General features: G+C 36.4%; 16 protein-coding genes. 10 read left to right on the top strand and 6 right to left on the bottom strand.

Features of this window, described 5'->3' with window-relative positions:
* Positions 1–18: 18 nt before the first annotated feature.
* The 4 genes from DK861_RS11390 (at position 19) to DK861_RS11405 (ending at position 3,201) form a co-directional block, all read left to right on the top strand.
* The gene (locus tag DK861_RS11390; protein ID WP_109400171.1) at positions 19–804 is read left to right on the top strand and encodes an SDR family oxidoreductase; all 786 of its coding nucleotides are present in this window, start codon (positions 19–21) and stop codon (positions 802–804) included.
* 84 nt (positions 805–888) lie between these two features.
* Positions 889–1,746 (top strand): co-chaperone YbbN, encoded by an 858-nt coding sequence (locus DK861_RS11395; RefSeq protein ID WP_109400172.1) that lies wholly within the window; start codon positions 889–891, stop codon positions 1,744–1,746.
* Positions 1,747–1,783: 37 nt separating this feature from the next.
* Positions 1,784–2,707: an SPFH domain-containing protein gene (locus tag DK861_RS11400; protein WP_006533996.1), complete on the top strand. Its 924-nt coding sequence runs from the start codon at positions 1,784–1,786 to the stop codon at positions 2,705–2,707.
* 2 nt (positions 2,708–2,709) lie between these two features.
* Positions 2,710–3,201 carry an NfeD family protein gene (locus tag DK861_RS11405; protein WP_006533997.1) on the top strand — a complete coding sequence of 164 codons (492 nt, stop codon included), beginning with the start codon at positions 2,710–2,712 and terminating at the stop codon, positions 3,199–3,201.
* Here DK861_RS11405 and cueR read toward each other — a convergent pair.
* A complete protein-coding gene (cueR, locus tag DK861_RS11410) occupies positions 3,161–3,565 on the bottom strand; it encodes a Cu(I)-responsive transcriptional regulator (protein WP_072065100.1) in 405 nt (134 codons plus the stop codon). The genes DK861_RS11405 and cueR overlap by 41 nt on opposite strands.
* 133 nt (positions 3,566–3,698) lie before the next feature.
* On the opposite strand from cueR, the gene copA reads away from it, so the two are divergent.
* The 4 genes from copA (at position 3,699) to ybaK (ending at position 10,715) form a co-directional block, all read left to right on the top strand.
* Positions 3,699–6,641, top strand: coding sequence for a copper-exporting P-type ATPase CopA (gene copA, locus DK861_RS11415; protein WP_109400173.1), 2,943 nt, complete (start codon positions 3,699–3,701; stop codon positions 6,639–6,641).
* Between the two features lie 371 nt (positions 6,642–7,012).
* Positions 7,013–9,283 (top strand): YadA-like family protein, encoded by a 2,271-nt coding sequence (locus DK861_RS18175; protein ID WP_162556775.1) that lies wholly within the window; start codon positions 7,013–7,015, stop codon positions 9,281–9,283.
* A 119-nt stretch (positions 9,284–9,402) separates the two neighbouring features.
* Positions 9,403–10,212: a TraB/GumN family protein gene (locus DK861_RS11435; RefSeq protein WP_109400175.1), complete on the top strand. Its 810-nt coding sequence runs from the start codon at positions 9,403–9,405 to the stop codon at positions 10,210–10,212.
* Positions 10,213–10,235: 23 nt separating this feature from the next.
* A complete protein-coding gene (gene ybaK / locus DK861_RS11440) occupies positions 10,236–10,715 on the top strand; it encodes a Cys-tRNA(Pro)/Cys-tRNA(Cys) deacylase YbaK (protein WP_109400176.1) in 480 nt (159 codons plus the stop codon).
* A 121-nt stretch (positions 10,716–10,836) separates the two neighbouring features.
* On the opposite strand, the gene ushA is transcribed toward ybaK, so the two are convergent.
* Positions 10,837–12,501, bottom strand: a complete 1,665-nt coding sequence (gene ushA, locus DK861_RS11445; protein WP_072065105.1) for a bifunctional UDP-sugar hydrolase/5'-nucleotidase UshA — start codon at positions 12,499–12,501, stop codon at positions 10,837–10,839.
* An 894-nt stretch (positions 12,502–13,395) separates the two neighbouring features.
* Here ushA and ybaL point away from each other — a divergent pair.
* Entirely contained in the window at positions 13,396–15,156 is a 1,761-nt protein-coding gene (gene ybaL, locus DK861_RS11455) for a YbaL family putative K(+) efflux transporter (protein ID WP_109400178.1), read from the top strand.
* A gap of 118 nt (positions 15,157–15,274) precedes the next feature.
* On the opposite strand, the gene DK861_RS11460 is transcribed toward ybaL, so the two are convergent.
* On the bottom strand, positions 15,275–16,399 hold the full coding sequence (locus DK861_RS11460; protein ID WP_109400179.1) for an alkene reductase: 1,125 nt from the start codon (positions 16,397–16,399) through the stop codon (positions 15,275–15,277).
* A 138-nt stretch (positions 16,400–16,537) separates the two neighbouring features.
* Here DK861_RS11460 and DK861_RS11465 point away from each other — a divergent pair, with 138 nt between their 5' ends.
* Positions 16,538–17,473 (top strand): GlxA family transcriptional regulator, encoded by a 936-nt coding sequence (locus tag DK861_RS11465; RefSeq protein ID WP_109400180.1) that lies wholly within the window; start codon positions 16,538–16,540, stop codon positions 17,471–17,473.
* 155 nt (positions 17,474–17,628) lie between these two features.
* On the opposite strand, the gene DK861_RS11470 is transcribed toward DK861_RS11465, so the two are convergent.
* The 3 genes from DK861_RS11470 to wzz(fepE) all read right to left on the bottom strand — a co-directional run bounded on the left by DK861_RS11470 (position 17,629) and on the right by wzz(fepE) (position 21,356).
* Positions 17,629–18,651 carry a DUF481 domain-containing protein gene (locus tag DK861_RS11470; RefSeq protein WP_109400181.1) on the bottom strand — a complete coding sequence of 341 codons (1,023 nt, stop codon included), beginning with the start codon at positions 18,649–18,651 and terminating at the stop codon, positions 17,629–17,631.
* A 172-nt stretch (positions 18,652–18,823) separates the two neighbouring features.
* Positions 18,824–20,134 carry an inosine/guanosine kinase gene (locus tag DK861_RS11475; protein WP_109400182.1) on the bottom strand — a complete coding sequence of 437 codons (1,311 nt, stop codon included), beginning with the start codon at positions 20,132–20,134 and terminating at the stop codon, positions 18,824–18,826.
* Positions 20,135–20,237: 103 nt separating this feature from the next.
* Positions 20,238–21,356 carry an LPS O-antigen length regulator Wzz(fepE) gene (gene wzz(fepE), locus DK861_RS11480; RefSeq protein ID WP_109400183.1) on the bottom strand — a complete coding sequence of 373 codons (1,119 nt, stop codon included), beginning with the start codon at positions 21,354–21,356 and terminating at the stop codon, positions 20,238–20,240.
* Positions 21,357–21,476 lie beyond the last annotated feature (120 nt).

The raw sequence follows: 21,476 nt of genomic DNA on the forward strand, positions 1-21,476 counted from the left end.
GAGATTAATTGTAAAATTATGCAAAAAACGGTATTGATTACAGGAAGTTCCAGTGGAATAGGACTCTGTGCGGCAAAATCACTAAAGGAAAGAGGCTATCGAGTTCTTGCTGCTTGCCGTAAAGATGAAGATCTTAAACGCATGGAAACGCTGGGATTAGAGCCTATTTATCTTGATCTTGATGATCCAAAAAGTGTTGAAAATGCGGCATTAGAAGTTATTCGTCTAACAAACGGTCGTTTATATGGATTATTTAATAATGGTGGATTTGGTGTTTATGGCTCATTAGATGCCATTACCCGCCAACAAATGGAAAAACAGTTTTCTACTAACTTTTTTGGTTTACATCAGCTTACTACATTACTTCTGCCAGCAATGTTGCCTCATGGTGAAGGAAGAATTATTCAAACCAGCTCTGTTATGGGGATTATCTCAACAGCTGGTCGAGGTGCTTACGCAGCCAGTAAATATGCAGTAGAAGCATGGTCTGATGCGCTAAGAATGGAAATTGCGCATACAGGTATTAAAGTAAGTTTAATAGAGCCAGGCCCAATAAGAACATGTTTCACTGAAAATGTCGCTCAAGCCGAAAAAGATAAACCTGTAAAAAATCCGGGGATTGCGAGTCGTTTCACATTAACGTCTGAAGATGTTGTGAAAAAGCTTATTCATGCTTTAGAAAGTCCAAAACCTAAGATACGTTATCCCGTAACCTTATTGACTTACGCGGTCAGAATATTAAAACGTTTTCTACCTGATGCTTTAATGGATGTTATTCTCAGTCGCCAAAGTGGCAAGGCTTGATTTTTCAGGATCTACCCTTACTTATTAATAAAATAGCGTTATAAATCGCATCTATATTTAAAACTCTCAAAAAGGGGCAAGTTAATGTTAGCAACTGCACATATTGTTGATGTAAATGAATCAAATATTCAACAAATTATAGAACAATCTATGACTAAACCGGTCATGATGTATTTCTATTCAGAACGTAGCCCTCATTGTGCAGAGCTTGGCGCAACATTAGATAAACTGGCAGCCGAATTTGCTGATCAATTTATTTTGGCAAAATTGGATTGTGATGTTGAACAAATGATTGCCTCACAATTTGGTTTACGTGCTATTCCAACTGTTTATATTTTGCAAGAAGGTCGCCCAGTTGATGGCTTTCAAGGCCCTCAACCTGAAGAAGCAATTCGCCAAGTGTTAGCCAATGTATTACCCAAACCAGAAGAATTAAAAGCGACACAAGCCTCGCAATTACTTTCTGAAGGAAAAACCGAAGAAGCTTTACCTCTGTTAAAAGAAGCTCATCAACTCGCTCCTAAAAACAGTGAAATTACGCTTGCGCTAGCAGGCGCATTAATTTCTTTAAATAAAAATGAAGAAGCTCAAACTCTGTTAATTACTATCCCATTACAAGATCAAGATAGTTACTATCATAGTTTGTTAGCGCAAATTGAATTACAAAAACAGGCTGCTGATACGCCTGAAATTCAACAATTACAGAACGATTTTAATCAACAACCTGAAAATACCGATCTTGCTATTCAACTCGCACTGAAATTACATGAAGTTGCTCGTAATGAAGAGGCACTAGAGTTGCTATTTAGCTTTATCAAAAAAGATCTCAATGCTGGTGATGGGCAAGTTAAGAAAACCCTGATGGATATTCTATCAGCCTTAGGTACTAATGATAATTTAGCGTCTAAATATCGTCGTATGGTGTATTCTTTACTTTATTAATTTTATTTTCTTATTAAAGCAGACTTAGGACAGGTATATGGAAATAGTCATTGGTATTATCATCTTATTCGCTATTATTTTAGTTTTATGTGGTGTTAAAACCGTTCCACAAGGTTATCAGTGGACTGTCGAACGTTTTGGTCGTTACACTCGGACCCTAGCGCCAGGACTTCAAATTCTCGTACCATTTGTTGATCGTATTGGTCGTCGTATCAATATGATGGAACAGGTTCTTGATATTCCGTCTCAGGAAGTCATTTCTCGTGATAACGCCAACGTCAGCATTGATGCGGTCTGCTTTATTCAAGTCATCGACCCTGTAAAAGCCGCATATGAAGTTAATAATCTTGAACTTGCAATTATCAACTTAACATTGACGAATATCCGTACAGTATTAGGCTCAATGGAACTTGATGAAATTCTTTCTCAGCGTGACCAAATCAACAGTCGCCTTTTACTAATTGTGGATGATGCAACAAACCCTTGGGGTATCAAAATTACCCGTATTGAAATTCGTGATGTTCGCCCACCAAAAGAATTGATTTCTGCAATGAATGCGCAGATGAAAGCTGAACGAACTAAACGTGCCGATATTCTTGAAGCTGAAGGTATTCGTCAGGCGGCGATCTTAAAAGCAGAAGGTGAGAAACAAGGACAAATTCTTAAGGCTGAAGGAGAGCGTCAATCTGCATTCTTACAAGCAGAAGCCCGAGAACGTGCAGCAGAAGCAGAAGCTAAGGCAACACAAATGGTATCTGAGGCCATTGCAAAAGGTGATATGCAAGCAATTAACTACTTTGTTGCTCAAAAATATACGGATGCATTGTCTCAAATTGGTTCAGCTAATAACAGTAAAGTTATTATGATGCCATTAGAAGCAAGTAATCTCATGGGTGCGATTGGCGGTATTTCTGAATTACTCAATACCAAAAAAAGTGACTCTGGCAACAAGAGCAATTAATTATGATTGAATGGATTAGTGCTCAACCTGCACTTTTCTGGCTTTGTCTTGGTGGCTTGCTGTTAATTACAGAAATGTTAGGAACAGCGGGATACCTTTTATGGTCAGGAATGGCGGCTCTGTGTGTGTCGTTGATCACATGGATATTGCCTATTAGCTGGCCTATTCAAGGTATTTTATTTGCGATATTAACGGTAATTAGTGCTGTACTTTGGCACCTTTGGCTTAAACGCAGAAAACTATCAAAAGAAGCTGAAAACTTAAATCAGAAAACGCATCAACTGATTGGTATTCATGCGGTTTTATTATCAGATACTGAAAATGGTTTTAGTCGCGTAAAATTAGCTGATGGTAGTTGGCGTGTTTATTCAAACACGCCATTGCTTGCCGGCGATAAGGTAACAGTAACCGCAATTGATGGTATTACCTTACAAGTGACTGCGCTTAAACAGACTATTTCTGGTGATGACAACACCCTGACAAATGATCGATGATAGGGCAATCTGCTCCTTCATCTCCGGGGCACTCGCTGGCTAACAAAAGTAATCGTTGACGAATGTCATTGAGTTCATTAATTGTTTTCTCAATTTCAGCCACTTTTTTTAAGGTGGCTTCTTTCACATCAGAACTATGGCGAGAAGGATTTCTTAATAGCATTAACAATGCACGACACTCTTCTAAGTTAAAACCAACCTCTCTCGCTTGTCGCAATAATGTTAACTCTTCAATATGTTGAGCTTGATAATAACGATAGCCGTTTTCACCTCTTCCTGGTGGGGTTATCAAGTCTTTTTCTTCATAAAACCGAATAGCTTTAGCCGTTAATCCTGTTTTACTGGCGATTTCACTAATATTCAAAATTCCCCCTTGACCTTCCCCTTGCGGAAAGGTTTAGCCTTTATCTTGATAAGAAAAAACCTTTACAGAAAGCAAGTTACCGAATATTGAGCAATAATAGAGGTAACGCTTTTTATTTCGGAGATAAACTAACATGGCAAAAACTACGCTACTCGCATTACAAGGGCTTTCATGCTCCCACTGTGTTAACAGTGTAAAAAAAGCACTTGATGCTCGCAATGATATAGAACAGTCATATGTGACTATTCAATACGCTAAAATTGACAGTGATGCAACTGCTGAAAGTTTAATCAAAACAATTGAAGACGCAGGTTATGAAGCTAAAATTGCAACACAACCTGATGTAAAATTAAGCCTAAGTGGCCTTAACTGCATGAAGTGTGTCGGTAAAACCGAAAAAGCATTATTAGCCATTGAAGGTGTTGTCGCCGTTAATGTAACAAAAGAATCAGCTGAAATTTTTGGTGACGCGGCAGCGGATGCTTTAATTGCAGCGATTACTGCTGAAGGTTTTCAAGCAAGCTTAGCACCAACTGACAACATAATTCATCTAACACTATCTGGTTTAAATTGTGGTCATTGTGTCAGCTCAGTCAAAAAAGCACTTGAAGAGACAACAGGCGTTGATAGTGCTGAAGTTGAATTAACACACGCAAAAGTAACGGGTTCTGCAACCGCTGAAACCTTAATTACCGCGGTTACAGAGGCTGGTTTTGAAGCACAACTAGCGCGTACTGATGTCCCAAAAACTGAGCCGCTGACGCAAACGCATGCACAACTGGAAGCATCGTCAGCGGCTGTTTGTGATATTCCAGTCGAGAATGCTGATATTGATAATAGCGCTGAAATCAATACTGACGATGACAACAGTGTTCAGCTTTTAATTGATGGTATGACCTGTGCAAGTTGCGTAAACAAGGTTCACAACGCATTACAATCCGTTGATGGCGTTGAAAATGTGCGTGTAAACCTTGCTGAACGTAGCGCATTAGTGACAGGTGAAATCGATCATGATGCACTTGTGTCTGCCATCGAAAAAGCCGGTTATGGTGCTGAAATTATCCAAGACGATATAAAACGCAGAGAACGTCAGCAAGAAGTTGCTGTTGCCAATATGAAACGTTTTCGCTGGCAAGCCGCATTAGCGTTAATTGTCGGTATTCCTGTGATGGTTTGGGGAATGATCGGCGATAATATGATGCTCACCGAAGCTAACCACAGTATTTGGTTAGGTATTGGTATTGCAACATTGTTTGTAATGGTTGTTGCAGGGGGACATTTTTATCGTAGCGCATGGCAGAGCTTAAAAAATCGTAGTGCCACAATGGATACCTTAGTGGCATTAGGAACGGGTGCCGCATGGCTCTATTCCATTACCGTAAATTTATGGCCTGAAATTTTTCCAGCTCAAGCGCGTCACCTCTATTATGAAGCCAGTGCAATGATCATCGGTTTAATCAATCTGGGTCATATGCTTGAACAAAGAGCGCGTCAGCGTTCATCTAAAGCATTAGAGCGACTATTAGATTTAACGCCTCCAACAGCAAGAGTTATCACTGAAAACGGTGAAGTTGAAATGCCATTAGCTGATGTTAAACAAGGAATGACATTACGTTTAGCAACAGGTGATAAAGTACCCGTTGATGGTGAAATTATCCAAGGTGAAGTGTGGATGGATGAAGCGATGTTGACAGGCGAGCCCATTCCACAACAAAAAACAGTGGGTGACACTATTCATGCAGGAACAACAGTTCAAGATGGCTCTGTGTTATTTAAAGCAGCAGCAGTGGGAAGTAAAACAACACTTGCTCGTATTATTAAATTAGTTCGCCAAGCACAAAGTAGTAAACCTGAAATGGGACAGCTAGCAGATAAAATATCAAGTGTGTTTGTCCCCATTGTCGTAGCTATCGCTCTTATTGCTGGTGCTATTTGGTATTTCTTTGGCCCATCGCCACAAATTACCTATGCCTTAGTAATTATCACAACTGTTCTTATCATCGCTTGTCCTTGTGCTTTAGGTTTGGCAACACCTATGTCGATTATTTCAGGTGTCGGTCGTGCGGCTGAATATGGCGTGTTAGTTCGTGATGCCGATGCACTACAACAAGCAAGTATGCTAGATACTTTAGTGTTTGATAAAACAGGGACTCTGACAGAAGGCATGCCTCAAGTTACTGATATTCATACTTTTAATCAAGTAGATGAAACTCAAGCACTGGCATTGGCTGCCTCTTTGGAAAATGGTTCTAATCACCCATTAGCTAAAGCTATTTTAACGCGAGCTGAAGGAATTGATTTACCTGAAGTAAACAAGTTTCGCACATTAGCTGGCATGGGGTTAAGTGGTGAAATTAATGGTAAAACAGTACTTTTAGGTAATCCTAAATTGATGGTTGAATCAGGTATTGATATTAGTGAAGTTAATTCATTAATTGATTCTCAAGCCGCCAAAGGTGTTACGCCTGTTTTATTAGCGCAAAACGGTAAAATTGTGGCATTACTTTCTATTCGCGATCCACTCAGAGAAGATACGATAAGTGCATTACAACGTTTACATCATCAAGGTTATCGACTTGTGATGTTAACGGGAGATAACCCAATTACAGCAAATGCAATTGCAAAAGAAGCCGGTATTGATCAGGTTATTGCGGGTGTGATGCCCGAAGGTAAAGCACAAGCTATTACTGACCTTCAAACTGAAGGGCGTCGTGTTGCAATGATCGGGGATGGTATTAATGATGCCCCTGCATTAGCCAAAGCTGATGTCGGTATTGCAATGGGTGGTGGTAGTGATATCGCTATTGAAACAGCAGCTATCACGTTAATGCGTCATAGTTTACATGGTGTTGCTGATGCCGTTGAAATTTCAAAAGGCACACTGCGTAATATGAAGCAAAATCTATTTGGTGCTTTTATTTATAATAGCTTAGGTATTCCCATTGCAGCAGGTATTTTATACCCATTCACGGGAACATTATTAAACCCAGTAGTTGCAGGTGCAGCAATGGCCTTATCCTCAATTACTGTAGTTAGCAATGCAAACCGCTTATTACGTTTTAAACCTAAGCAATAACACTTAATCACTGTTCGCAACATTAAAACCTCTTTTATCTTCAGATAAAGGAGGTTTTTTATTACCTTATTTCTAATTTTTACTTATGATTATGAATATTTTCAAAAGGTTAAAAAAAAGCCGATATTTCTATCGGCCAGTCAAAGAGGAATTTCTCATTATACAAGAGAGTCATCACTCCGCCCTCTTAACGCTAGGATAGCAATATATTATAAGTTTTTCATTAAAATTTAGTGGCACAATAAACTTACTTTATATTTTTAAAAAAAGAACAAATTATCATTTAGTTTCTATTTATTATTGTAGAAAACTATTATTTAAATAAAATAAAAAATCTCACACAAAAATGATATTTTTAAAAGGATTTAAGAATGAATATAAATAAAATTATTATAATATTACCATTAATTTACTCACCTCATGTATTTTCAGATGGAACTCCTTATACAACACCAATTGAAGTTCCTTATACAATATCAATTGAAACACCAGATGAAACTCCATTTAGCGCTATTGAACAAGATACGATAATCACATCTCCTTCATCTTTTGATAAAATAATAAGTAATTATTATGTTAAGTTAGGAAAAAATGAAATATTATTAACTGATGAGATAATAGAAAAGCTCAATGGATACGTGGGGTATATAGAAACAATGTCCGGAGAACGTATTACAAAAGAAAACATTGCACTAAAAAATGGAGTAAGTATTTCACCGGAAGATAGAGAGATAAGAAAAAGAATTGCTAATTTTTTTTCTGAACTAGAAAGTGATCAAATCAAACAAGACGCTATTTCATTTAATAGAAAAGCCGTTATTCAATTTTTAAACGAAAATACATATGAGAGTATAAAGATTAAACAAATCGATGTACCTACCACAACATTTGAACACTACAATGGTCTAGTTAATGTAGTGAAAAACAATCAAATACGCCATGGAGATTTATTTTCAATTGAAGATGAATTCAATGAAAAGATCATTAGGTTAATCAAAAAGAACAATGTTGAACTGGGTGGTTTTAATAATAGAATTAAGACGAATTCAGCGATGAATTCAGAAAACCGATCCATTCGACAAAAGGATTTAAAAAAAATATTAGACAATAAAGGAAATATTGATGCTAATGAAAAAAGCATTGATACTAATAGAAAAAACATTGATACCAATATAAAAAACATCGATACCAATATAAAAAACATCGATACTAATATAAAAAACATCGATACTAATAGAAAAAACATTGATACTAATAGAAAAAACATTGATACCAATATAAAAAACATTGATACTAATAGAAAAAACATTGATACCAATATAAAAAACATTGATACTAATAGAAAAAACATTGATACCAATATAAAAAACATTGATACTAATAGAAAAAACATTGATACCAATATAAAAAACATTGATACTAATAGAAAAAACATTGATACCAATATAAAAAACATTGATACTAATAGAAAAAACATTGATACCAATATAAAAAACATTGATACTAATAGAAAAAACATTGATACCAATATAAAAAACATTGATACTAATAGAAAAAACATTGATACCAATATAAAAAACATTGATACTAATAGAAAAAACATTGATACCAATATAAAAAACATTGATACTAATAGAAAAAACATTGATACCAATATAAAAAACATTGATACTAATAGAAAAAACATTGATACCAATATAAAAAACATTGATACTAATAGAAAAAACATTGATACCAATATAAAAAACATTGATACTAATAGAAAAAACATTGATACCAATATAAAAAACATTGATACTAATAGAAAAAACATTGATACCAATATAAAAAACATTGATACTAATAGAAAAAACATTGATACCAATATAAAAAACATTGATACTAATAGAAAAAACATTGATACCAATATAAAAAACATTGATACTAATAGAAAAAACATTGATACCAATATAAAAAACATTGATACTAATAGAAAAAACATTGATACCAATATAAAAAACATTGATACTAATAGAAAAAACATTGATACCAATATAAAAAACATTGATACTAATAGAAAAAACATTGATACCAATATAAAAAACATTGATACTAATAGAAAAAACATTGATACCAATATAAAAAACATTGATACTAATAGAAAAAACATTGATATCAATAAAGATAAGATTAATGCCAATATAAAAAATATTGATATTAATAGAAAAGACATTGATACCAATAAAGATAATATTAATAATATTAAAGATAACTATATCGACAATCTAAATATTAATGGAACCAATCTTACATTAAAAAACCATTTTGCTTCTCTTTATATGGAAAAATCCCTCACAAGACGCGAATTTAAAACGCTAAAAAATGATTTTGAACATTTTAAATCAGATACTCAAAATCGCTTTTATAAAGTTGAAAAACGTGCCAATCAAGGTATTGCATCTGTTGCAGCAATGAGTAATTTACCTTTTACTGATACAGCAACATTCAGCACAGCTATTGGTATTGGTAATTATCGTAATGCCACCGCCCTTGCTTGGGGGATGCAATATCGTATCAATGAAAATATTAAAGTAAGAGCCTCTACTGCGTGGAATGACTCAAATAATTTTGTTTCAGCTGGGGGGATTGGCATCAACTGGTAATATTAACGCAATAAAGTAAACAAAGTGAAAGCTAAGTAAATACTTAGTTTTCACTGTTTCATTACATTAAAAATCCGTTATGCTGAGCTTAGTGATCGACACGTAGAGGAGCATATCAAATGGCGGGTATTTTTCAGAAACTTAAAGAGTGGGCCAATATAAAACAAGCTTCTCATTATCCTTACCCTGCTGTTGATATTACACTACCCAATAATGTCTCTTTACACCTTGTGGGCAGTATCCATATGGGCGTGCCCACAATGTCACCACTTTCTAATGTGCTACTCAACGAAATAAAAAATGCAAATGCTATTATTGTTGAAGCCGATATTTCCACAGACGTACAACCTTTTGATCAAGCATCTCTTTTTAGAAAGTCGCTAGAAACACGCTTAAATAACTCTCTTTTTTCTCAAGTCACATGTCACTGTGAAGATCTCGCCCTCTCACTTTATCAACTTGAGAACAAACCACTTTGGCAAATTGCATTGATTTTACAATCTACCCAAGCAATGCAACTTGGATTGCAACCGCAATACGGTATTGATTACCAGGTCATTCAATATGCTAATGAACACAAAAAAAACATTATAGAACTTGAAGGTATTGAAGATCAGGTCGCATTATTATTGAGTTTCCCTGATGATGGTCAGCAATTACTCGAAGATACACTAAAAAATTGGCACGATAATGCACGTACATTGCAAATCATGATCAATTGGTGGTTAAATTATAACGGTCAAGAGAAACAACCGCCTTTACCGAATACCTTTAGTAAAGCTGTATTTGATATCTTAATGGAAAGCCGTAACCAAAAATGGGTAAGCATATTATCAAAATTACCGGCTGGACGTTATGTGGTAACTGTAGGTGCTCTTCATTTATTTGGTGAAGAGAATCTGATTGATTTACTAACATATCAATCATAAAAATATTGTGATTAGGAATAACTATGACTCCCGCTGTCAATTTACTGGAAAAACAAAAAATTAAATTTACTCTTCATCCTTATGAACATGATGCGAATGTGCATAATTTTGGTGATGAAGCCGTTGAAAAATTAGGTTTAGATAATCGCCAAGTATTTAAAACACTGTTGGTTGCTTTAAATGGTGATGCTAAAAATCTTGCTGTTGCAGTAACACCCGTTTCTGGTCAGTTAGATTTAAAACTGGTTGCTAAGTGCTTTAAAGCCAAAAAAGCTGATATGGCAGATCCTCAAATTGCACAAAAGGTCACGGGTTATCTAGTGGGTGGAATAAGCCCATTAGGTCAGAAAAAACGCCTACCAACAGTGATTGATGAACAAGCACTTGAATTTGACACTATCTTTGTTTCTGGTGGTAAACGAGGCTTAGATATTGAATTATCAGCAGAAGATTTAGGCTCTGTATTAGGTGCTCAATTTGCACTTATTCGTAAAGCGTCATAATCATTAATGATTTTTTATTTTAAGGCTCATCCTCAAAATAAGAAATTAACGTGATTTAAAACCAAAATAAAAGGCGACCTTTAATGTCGCCTTTTGTCTATATAAACGTTATTGATAAAATTTATTTTTTGTAAACAATTTCGCCTTTAGGTTCGAAATCTGCGGCTTTCAATGGAGAGTGCGCTTCGATATAACCTTTCAAGACTTCAGCATCAACAAACCCTGTATTAACATAGCCAGGATGAGTATCAATCTTAGGATAACCATCACCACCAATACCGTTAAAGTTTAGTGTTGCCATACGGTAAGATTTTGTTTTATCCAATGGTTTGCCTGCAATTTTAACATCGCTAACTTTACAGTCTGCATCTACTGTTAAGCTAACATTGTAGAATTGAGCATAAGCACCAGAGTCTACTTTCATACATGCAACAGCTGACAAATAAGGCTCGACTTCTTCACCTTTAAAATCAACATAAACCAGTTCGTTAGCAAAAGGTTGGACTTTTAACACGTCTTTATAAGTGATATCACCAGATTCAATTGAATCACGTACACCACCGCCACTCATAATAGCAAAGTCTGCGTTCGCACGTTCAGCTTGAGCTGATAATAATAGACGCGCCATATTGGTCTGAACAAAGCGAACTTTACTACGATCACCTTCTAATTTACCAACAACTTCACCCACTTTAATATTCAGTTGCTCACCTCCTTTTTCTTGGTAAGGTGTCAGCAATTTCATCATTTCAGGGTTATGAGGAATTTCTTCTGTATAGTAAACAAGCTCGGTTGTACCGTCGTCTTTCTTCACTTTCTGATTTAAGTTGATTGGAATTAATTGGTAATGCTTTAACGTAAATTCACCATTACGGAATTCGAAATCTGCACGACCAACATATTTACCCCATTCATGAGCCTGAACAATCCATGTACCATTTTGATTATCAGGCGCACAAGGCGTTCCTGGTACATAATCAGCTTGTTTGTAGTTTTTGTTCTCTTGAGACATACAAACAGGATCTTGTGAGTGACCGCCCACAATCATATCAAGGTAGCCTTTTGGTAAGGCACGCGCCATTTCCACATCACCCGGTGCGTTAGAACCGTGATTACCATCATCATAGTGACCCATATGGGTTGCAGCGATAATAATGTCTGGCTTTTCTGTTGTACGCAGTTCTTCTACAACTTTTTTAGCCTCATCAGAAGGTTTGCGGAATTCTGTATCAGGGAAATTTGCTGGGTTACCAATACGCACAGTATCATCAGTCGTTAAGCCTAATACGGCAATTTTTACACCTTGCTTATCAAAAATAGTGTAAGGTTTGAATAAACGTTCACCCGTACTTTTTTGATAAATATTCGCAGATAAAAATGGGAATGTTGCCCATTTTTCTTGTTGGCGCAAAACATCTAATGGATTATCGAATTCATGATTACCCAGAGCCATTGCATCATAGCCCACAAGATTCATCCCTTTAAAATCAGGCTCGGCATCTTGTAAATCAGATTCTGGAACACCCGTATTGATATCACCACCCGATAACAACAGTACGCTACCGCCTTTTTTAGCAACTTCATCACGAATGTTATCAACAACCGTTTTTTGTGCAGCTAAACCATATTCTCCACGATCGTTATGCCAAAAATGGCCATGGTGATCATTGGTATGCAAAATGGTAATTTCGTAGGTTTTATCCTTTTCCCATGCCTGAGACAACGCTGGCGCCATAGCTAAAGAAACGGTCAAAGCGCATGCTGATAATTTAAAAGATAAGCTCATGGTATATCCCCATGTATATTATTTATTGAGAAAGTTCTGCCATGTATCTACAGTAGAAAAAGAAGACAGAAGTTAAATACTTTTGCTGTATTTTATGATGTAGGTTATATAATTTTTTTATTATTTCATTGATCCGATAGTTTTTTTGAGACATGAATCAAACTCTATTTCTCACAAAAGCTCTCAACTCCAAATAGATGTAAAGTAGACTAATAAAAATAGAAATAATTTACCAAAATGTAATATAAAAAAAGAAAGTAAATACCCGTTGATTCTCTCTTACTAAGTTGCTGGCAATTGTAGTGCTATTACAAATTAGCCGTCGGTATAAAATTCAGCAAGACACTCAGAAAAAACAACCCTATGCACTAAATAGGAAAGCAATATTTACATGTAAGACTCATTGGTGTGATTTTTGCTTCAGCATTTTCTGCTATCTTAATTTATGCTCAATAGTTAGTTTTAGGTGAGAAGAGTATGATCCCAGAGCGTTTCTTCGGAGTTGCTTTTAGGATGAATGAAATTAGTGCTAAGGCCTTAGGATATATTATGGATCAGAATAGTATTGAATATGTCTATCATATCTTAGCCTATCTCCCACTATTAGGTGTTTTTATCACTCTTCTTACTAATATTGGGTCGATAAAGCTGAATAACTTGTTATCACCTCTGTTACCAAAATGAACTGAAAACAGAGTATTTCTTACTTCAAAAGGTAAGACTAATTAAAATAACATAGAAAAGTGCATTTGCATTAAAAAACTCAATAAACTTGCTATTTTTATAAATAATCGATAATTTTTAGCGAATTTATTGCATGAATACGTTAAACTATCAGCCTGCTATATTACTCGCCCCTCGATACATGTAGTTTTATAAAAAGAAGGAGAATTGATGCCGCATTCAACACCTCTCATTACCACCATTGTTGGTGGATTAGCACTTGCTTATATTTTAGGCATGATCGCTCAACGGCTAAAAATTTCACCTTTAGTAGGATATCTTGCTGCAGGCGTACTCGCTGGCCCATTTACTCCCGGCTTTGTTGCTGATACCTCTCTCGCTCCTGAACTCGCTGAAATTGGCGTTATTCTGCTAATGTTTGGCGTAGGTTTACACTTTTCATTAAAAGATCTAATGGCAGTAAAAGCCATCGCTATTCCGGGTGCTATTGCTCAAATTGCAGTAGCAACACTATTAGGATTGGGATTATCAGCATTTTTTGGCTGGGGTTTATTTAGTGGCATTGTATTCGGTTTATGTCTATCAACAGCAAGTACCGTTGTACTTTTACGCGCACTTGAAGAAAGAGGCCTGATTGATAGCCAACGAGGTCAAATTGCTATTGGTTGGTTGATTGTTGAAGACTTAGCTATGGTGTTAGCTCTTGTACTACTCCCTGCTATTGCCAATATGCTGGAAAGTAGTGATCAAACCAATGTTTCTCAACTGATGATCAATTTAGGCATCACTATCGGTAAAGTCGTTGCCTTTATCTTAATCATGATGATTGTTGGTCGTAAACTTATTCCTTGGATTTTAGCCAAAACCGCAGCAACAGGCTCTCGTGAGTTATTTACATTGAGTGTACTCGCCCTTGCTTTAGGTATCGCTTATGGTGCTGTAACTTTATTTGATGCTTCCTTCGCATTAGGGGCATTCTTTGCCGGCATGGTACTTAACGAGTCTGAATTAAGCCACAGAGCGGCTCAAGATACTTTACCACTGAGAGATGCTTTCGCAGTTCTGTTCTTTGTCTCTGTCGGTATGTTGTTTGACCCAATGGTATTAATTGAACACCCTCTTGGCATCTTAGCAACGCTAGCTATCATTATTATTGGTAAATCAGTAGCTGCATTACTCCTTGTACGAATGTTTGGACATTCCCGACGCACCGCCTTAACCATTTCAGTCAGCCTTGCGCAAATTGGTGAGTTTGCCTTTATTCTTGCAGGTCTCGGTGTGGCACTAAACGTTTTGGAACCAGATGCTCGTAATCTGGTGTTAGCGGGTGCTTTAGTCTCTATTATGCTAAACCCAGTGCTGTTCTCTTTATTAGACCGCTATCTGGCAAAAACAGAAACCAAAGAAGAAATGGAACAGCTACAACAAGAAGAGCTGGAAGAAGAGATGCCCGTCCCTGTTGATATTTGTGGCCACGCTATTATCGTCGGCTATGGACGTGCAGGAAGTATGCTTGCTGAAAAATTATTAGCTCAATCTATTCCATTAGTTATTATCGAAAATAGCCGAAACAAATTCGCTGAATTAAAAGAAAAAGGTTTAAACACAGTGCTGGGTAATGCATCAACCAAAGAGTCACTTGCTTTAGCCCGTATTGATTGTGCTAAATCTTTATTACTGACGATACCTAATGGTTATGAAGCAGCTGATATCGCCGAAACAGCAAGAAGTATGAACCCTGATTTAAATATCATTGTTCGTGCTCATTTTGACGATATTATCGTGCGTGCTAACTATGATGAAGAAGCTTCTTTTATCCTTGAGAAAGGTGCAGATCACGTCGTTATCGATGAAGATCAAACGGCATCTGCCATGGCGGATATGCTAATTAAAGAAGTCGAATTTGGTTGTGCTATTGATGATACACCTGAAAATGGTCAACAAATCATTGCACCTAGTGCAGCGCAATAACTCAGCATGGTGGCTTAAAGTTCACTAAGTTTACTTGCTAATAACCCCTTAAGTCATTTATTACTTGAGGGGTTATTTTTAATAACGGGAATAAAAGAATAAAGCACATTAATAATACTTATTCTTTATAGGCTGGATAATCTGTATATCCTTTAGCATCACCCCCATAAAGAGAAGTATGATCAACATTATTTAATTGCCAATTATGCGCAATACGTTCGGGTAAATCAGGATTAGCAATAAAAGGACGGCCAAATGCAATCATATCAGCCAAACCCTCTTTAATAAGTTTTATTGCACGTTCTGCTGTATAGCGCCCAGCATAAAAAATAGCACCACTAAAAATTTGACGGATATCTTTACGAAAATCTATCGGCATTTCAGGCGCATTATCCCAATCAGCTTCTGCGATTGACAGATAAGCAACATGACTATCTTCTAAAATTTTTACCGCTTCGATGTACGTTTCACGAGGATCATCCTCAACAATTCCCAGATAAACCCGCTCCTCTTTTGTACTTGAAAACAGAGGAGAAAAACGAACACCTAAATTTTCTGAGCCAATCTCTTTCGATACGGTTTCAACAATTTCTTTTAAAAAACGCAGACGATTTTTGAGTGTTCCACCATATTCATCATCACGATTATTACTTTGTGATGAAATAAATTGGTTCACTAAATAACCATTAGCACTGTGGATTTCAACGCCATCAAAACCCGCATCCATTGCATTACGCGCAGCTTGAGCATAAAGCTGAACCACTTGTTTTACTTCGTCTGTCGTTAGCGCTCTTGGGATTGAAGGATCAACCAAAGCACCTTGGTGTGGCGCTGTTTCGATAAAGACCTTAACACCCGTAGCCGGTATATCAGAAGCACTGATAGGCGCATCACCATGAGGTTGTAACGAAGTGTGTGATACACGTCCTACATGCCAAAGCTGAGCAAAAATGACACTGCCTTTATCATGTACTGCTTGCGTTATTTTTTTCCAGCCTTCAATTTGCTCTGGACTATAAATACCTGGAGTCCAAGCATATCCTTGACCTCTTGGCTCAATTTGTGTTCCTTCTGTGACCATCAGCCCCGCACCTGCTCGTTGAGCATAATAAGTAGCCATCAGTTCATTAGGAATATTGCCAGGCTGAGAGCTTCTTGAGCGTGTTAATGGCGGTAAAACTATTCTATTTCTTAATTGGTGACGCCCCAATTTTACGGGCTCAAATAAAAGACTATTTTTCATCTGTAACCACTCCTTTAAAAAGTATGTTTGAATATTAGCCCCACCCTTAAATGACCTCAATGACATATATGCAATGATTTAGGACATCGTGATAAGATGAAAAGAAGAAATTAACAAACGAGCGCCTTGAGGTGACACATGTTAAAAATAGGATTAATTGTTTATCCCCATTTCCAATCCTTTAGCCTTTCAGTGGCGAGTGTTTTTGAATATGCAAATCTACTCTCGCAACAAAAATTATATGATTTCCAAATCTATTCAGATCAAGGCGGGTTGATCCACGCATCCTACGGCATTACCGTTGATAGTGCCCCCTTACTTCCTACATCTGACTATGACACACTGATAATCTCAGGAGATTACCGCGCAGGCTTTGGCTCTGATACGTTAATATCAATACTAAAAGATATTAGTGTGAATACACGCCGAATGGCTTCTGTTTGCTCTGGTGCTTTTTTATTAGCAAAAGCAGGTTTACTGAAAAATAAGCGAGTAACTACCCACTGGTTACATGCAAAAAAATTTAGGCAAGATTTTCCTGATGTAATTTTAGAAGAAGATAAAATTTTTATTATTGATGACAACATCTGGACATCTGCGGGTATGTCTGCAGGTATTGATCTCGCCTTAGCAATGGTTGAAAACGACTTTGGACAGGATTTAGCTCGAAATATTGCGAGAAAATTAGTGTTATATCATCGCCGAGGAAGTGCACAATCCCAATTTTCAGCACTACTTGATCTTGATGCAAAAACCGATCGGATACAAAAAACACTCACTTACGCAAAAGAGAATATCAACGGCGATCTCTCTGTTGAAACCCTTGCTCAAATTGCTAATCTCAGCCCAAGGCAATTTAGCCGTATATTTAGAAGTGAAACAGGACAATCCCCCGCAAAAGCCATTGAGCAATTACGCGTTGAAGAAGCGAGAATGAGAATAGAGACCACAATGAATTCATTAGAAATTATCGCGAGAGAGACAGGTTTTGGTGATAGAGAACGTATGCGACAAGCTTTTTTAAGAGCCTTTGATCAATCACCACAAACGATCCAACGTATCTTTCATCAATAATAGCTAGCTATTCCTAAAAAGTGTCAACCTTATTTAGGACGAATTCAGACGTTATAAAAAAGCCACTCCTTGAAATGAACTGACCCCAGCTTATTGGACAGTTTTAATTAAGGTGTGGCTTTTATCATTTCTTTCAGTACGGCTATTTATCTTTATTACCAGCGATAACCGACACCAAAGGTATAATTGGTATTACTTGAATCCGCTTTATCACCTTTTGTCTTTTCTTTCACAATATTGGCATTAAGATTAATACTATCAGTGACATTATACATAAGACCAATTCGCGCATTTAAATCAAGGCTAACATCGTTATCAAAACTACGACCAATACGACCTTTGGTATAAGCAGTTACTTTTTTAGCAAAAAGATGTTGGTTATAATCCCAACCTAAAGCACCTTGTAAGTAATTAGCATCCCCATCATAACGGTATTTTAAGTTTTGATAACTTAATAAAGTAGTAAAAGATAATGAGCTTAATTCATCATCCCATACTTGCCAACCTGGGCCCGTACCAACTCCTGCCTTTTCTTTAATATCTTCAACCCAGTCATGTTGGTAACTGACATAACCACGCCAGAAAAATGAAGGTGTTATAAAGCGGTCAAGATCATAACCTAAATTATAGTAATAAGTACTTACATTACTATCATCTTTATTACGTAACATCGCACCAGTAAAATTTTGACGCCATATATCATTAGCAATATTGAGATTCCCATCTACCGAGTATTTTTCATTAGTAGAAGAGCCTTTATTATAAGAAGCTCCTGCATTTAAGCTTCCTGTTATTTTATTATCTATCGATACTGCACTTAATTTATTATCTACTTTATCTTTACTTAAGACTAAAGAGTCATTAATTGGCACTCTTTCTTTATTATTATCAGTTATTAATGTAATTTCCCCCTCAGATGAACTCTCAATTGAATTGATTGATGTCCACTTTGAAAAGGTTGCATTTTTTATTAACGATGGTGTATTTACCGTAAAAGATTTGACATTATCAAGGTTAATCCTTATTTCACCAGCATAATCTGTTTTCACAAGGATTTTATTACTGTCAATAATAGAAATAGTGCCTGATATTTCATCACCATTCTTTAAATATATATTATCAGCGCATACTCCAGCAGAAAATAAAGCTAAAAATAAAAAACTTATACTCTTGTGCATCTATATTCCCCTTTATTTAAGTCTTTATAACTGTAGTCAGGGATATAAAAATACACAAGATAACTAACCTATATAATTGATTAATTACTCTTGTGTATTGAAATAGTCTTAATAAGATGAATTATTAAGACAAATTATAAAGTAATGTATTAGAGCGTATTGATAGATGTATTTAACGCTCCCAATAAGCTTCTTCTAAGCTGTCTTCTTTTTCAGGCAAGCCACGTGTTAAGCGCGGAGAATGCTGACTTAGCACTTGATAACTCACTCGATTAGCATATTTACAGACTTGTGCTAACGATGAATAAGTTAAATAAGTGCGAGGATGCTTACTTGAATTTGGCACATTGATGCGATGATAGCTATTCGCTGTAATATCATGCAGTAATGCTGATAATGCCGCATCACCCGCACCATTCGTATTCATGATTTTTTCAGGGCCACCCATATAAGGTTCAATATGAGAATAGACTTTCTCTGGCTCTTCACAATCTTTACGACGCATTGCACGACTAAATTCATAACGATTAAATTCAGCAATAGCACCGGGTAATAAAGGATGTGAGGTTTGGCGCTTAAAGTTGTGTTCTGTATAACCGCCCATATAAAGCCCAGCAGGCCCTGCAGTACACAGCACTAAATCAACCCATTCTAAAGCAGCATCGGAAGCTAACAGAGGATCAGCATGTCCTGTTAATTCAAAAGCTTCATCTTCGTTCATTGCGACAACAGAAACGTGCTCTTTTAAGAAATCACGCCACCATTGTGGATCATCTGCAATAACATATTTTGTACCCAGCGTAAGAACCACAGGTACATCATATTTTTTCGCATACTCAATCGCTTTCATGGTTGCTAACGGCATCGGTTCACCCGGTTTACAGCGAACTAAGTAAGCCGTTAATACCAACGCAGAAGCTTCTGCAATCACCTCTTCCGGAATACTTTCTGGTTTAAGTTGGTTCATTTGACCAGGGCTAATCGCAAATGTACGTTCGCCATTTTCCGTGATCAGCGTAAAACAGCGACCAATTGCACCATCAACACCTTGGAGGTAATTAAGATCAGTACGGCTAGATGTGTTACATAAATAACGGTAAGCATAGCTACCAATCTGAATGTTATTACACATAGTACCTAATAACACAGAACGATCATCAGCTAATACAGAGTAGTTATGTAGCGTATTACCAATCGTACCACCAGCAAATTCGTGTGTTATCAGATTATTGTCTGTTAATTCACGATAAAGTGCCTCTGCGACATCATCTTCAATAACAAGAGAGTGTCCCTGACTCAAGTTATAACGGGTAATAAATGCCTCATCAACTTTCGCTTCGATATCCACCAGTGTTTGGTCAATGCCGACAATATAAGCGCGCGAAGATTCACTCTCCGTCATATTGATGATGGGTTGTAATAGAGGGTCTCGTAAACTAACGGGAAAATAGTGTTTGGATTTTCGTTTGCCAGGGAATTTCATTGTGAACGATGCTACACAGCTAAAAAAGATGCGCAATGTTAACACAATATTATGGGAGAGACAGTAGGTGTATGTCAGTACACCTACTTATTTAAAGATATTTTTATGCGGTTTTACGACGGTTTCTTGCCATATAGCTCAGTAAAACACCCATAACAGACAGAATGAAACCAACAAAAGCGGCGCCAACTAAAATCAGAGCGCGTTTAGGCGCATCTTTTTTAGTCGGTTCGTAAGGCTTCAACATATATTTGAAGGGTACAAATTGAAGCTCATCTAATTTCACTTTTTCTAACTGCTTCATGTTATATAAACGGTTTTTCAGATCAGAGCTTACTGTTGTTGGATCAGTGATAGCTTCTGTGATCGCCAATTTACTACTTAATGCATCAGAACCCATAGCAATAGAATAATCAGGATCATCTTTAATTTGTGCACCTTCACTGGAAATTGGTTTTTTAACCCCAGCGGCATTTGCAATTTCTAACGCATATTTTAAGCGTTGTACATTTACATTACGCGCATTAGCGATACGCTCTAAATCCATTTCATAAGCTTTTTTCGCAAAACTTAATTTACGCTCAATTTGATCATCAATTTCGTCTTTTACTTCCATTCGTACTTTGGTAGAAATAAAACGAATATAACCAGAAAGCAAATCGTAAGCTTCTTCAGGCGTTGGGGCGGTAAAGCTTAAATTAATTTCCCCACTAAACTCTTCATCACTATTCTTGCTATCCGATGATTTTAAATTAATATCTTTCGTTACGATATTTTCAATTAATCTACGCTTATCCAATGGCGTTGGTTCTTCCATTTTTGCCAGTAAGCTTTTGTAGTAGTCAGTGCTAACTAAATATTCTTCACGTAAAACACGAGAGTTATAGTTATTAATAAACTTTTGATAAACAGATGAACCATTCACACCAGTATCAACATCCACTAGGCTAAGTTCAGTCAATGTTGCTCTTAATTGCTTCATTTCATCCAGCATTGGCTTGGTAATTGCAGCTTGGCTAGTCCATTTTTGTGGTAAAAAGCTTGCAACAGTAAAGCCAACGATAGCAAATAATAACGTGATACCAATAATGACAAACTTTGATTTATAAATAACAGAAAATAATTCAAAAAGATCGATTTCATCATTCTGTTTTAGATAGAAATCGTCAAAATGTCCTTTATCAATTTCTGAAGATTGTGGTTTTGAAAGCTTACTATTCATTTTCCTGCCTAAATTTATGTAATGCAGTGTCCGTTTATCAGCACTTTTAGTGATTTCCACTAAAAGACTTAAAAAATGAGAAAAGATAAGTTTATATATAACTGAAATATGATCAAATTA

Source organism: Proteus sp. TJ1640 (genome assembly GCF_003144445.1).
Lineage (GTDB): Bacteria > Pseudomonadota > Gammaproteobacteria > Enterobacterales > Enterobacteriaceae > Proteus > Proteus penneri.

What these genes read in the sequence shown, in the direction of transcription:
- DK861_RS18175 (WP_162556775.1), top strand. Translation starts at nt 7,013, where the DNA reads ATGAATATAAATAAAATTATTATAATATTACCATTAATTTACTCACCT.
- DK861_RS11390 (WP_109400171.1), top strand. Translation starts at nt 19, where the DNA reads ATGCAAAAAACGGTATTGATTACAGGAAGTTCCAGTGGAATAGGACTC.
- DK861_RS11470 (WP_109400181.1), bottom strand. Translation starts at nt 18,651, where the DNA reads ATGCACAAGAGTATAAGTTTTTTATTTTTAGCTTTATTTTCTGCTGGA.
- DK861_RS11405 (WP_006533997.1), top strand. Translation starts at nt 2,710, where the DNA reads ATGATTGAATGGATTAGTGCTCAACCTGCACTTTTCTGGCTTTGTCTT.
- DK861_RS11400 (WP_006533996.1), top strand. Translation starts at nt 1,784, where the DNA reads ATGGAAATAGTCATTGGTATTATCATCTTATTCGCTATTATTTTAGTT.
- ushA (WP_072065105.1), bottom strand. Translation starts at nt 12,501, where the DNA reads ATGAGCTTATCTTTTAAATTATCAGCATGCGCTTTGACCGTTTCTTTA.
- copA (WP_109400173.1), top strand. Translation starts at nt 3,699, where the DNA reads ATGGCAAAAACTACGCTACTCGCATTACAAGGGCTTTCATGCTCCCAC.
- DK861_RS11475 (WP_109400182.1), bottom strand. Translation starts at nt 20,134, where the DNA reads ATGAAATTCCCTGGCAAACGAAAATCCAAACACTATTTTCCCGTTAGT.
- ybaK (WP_109400176.1), top strand. Translation starts at nt 10,236, where the DNA reads ATGACTCCCGCTGTCAATTTACTGGAAAAACAAAAAATTAAATTTACT.
- ybaL (WP_109400178.1), top strand. Translation starts at nt 13,396, where the DNA reads ATGCCGCATTCAACACCTCTCATTACCACCATTGTTGGTGGATTAGCA.
- DK861_RS11435 (WP_109400175.1), top strand. Translation starts at nt 9,403, where the DNA reads ATGGCGGGTATTTTTCAGAAACTTAAAGAGTGGGCCAATATAAAACAA.
- DK861_RS11460 (WP_109400179.1), bottom strand. Translation starts at nt 16,399, where the DNA reads ATGAAAAATAGTCTTTTATTTGAGCCCGTAAAATTGGGGCGTCACCAA.
- DK861_RS11465 (WP_109400180.1), top strand. Translation starts at nt 16,538, where the DNA reads ATGTTAAAAATAGGATTAATTGTTTATCCCCATTTCCAATCCTTTAGC.
- DK861_RS11395 (WP_109400172.1), top strand. Translation starts at nt 889, where the DNA reads ATGTTAGCAACTGCACATATTGTTGATGTAAATGAATCAAATATTCAA.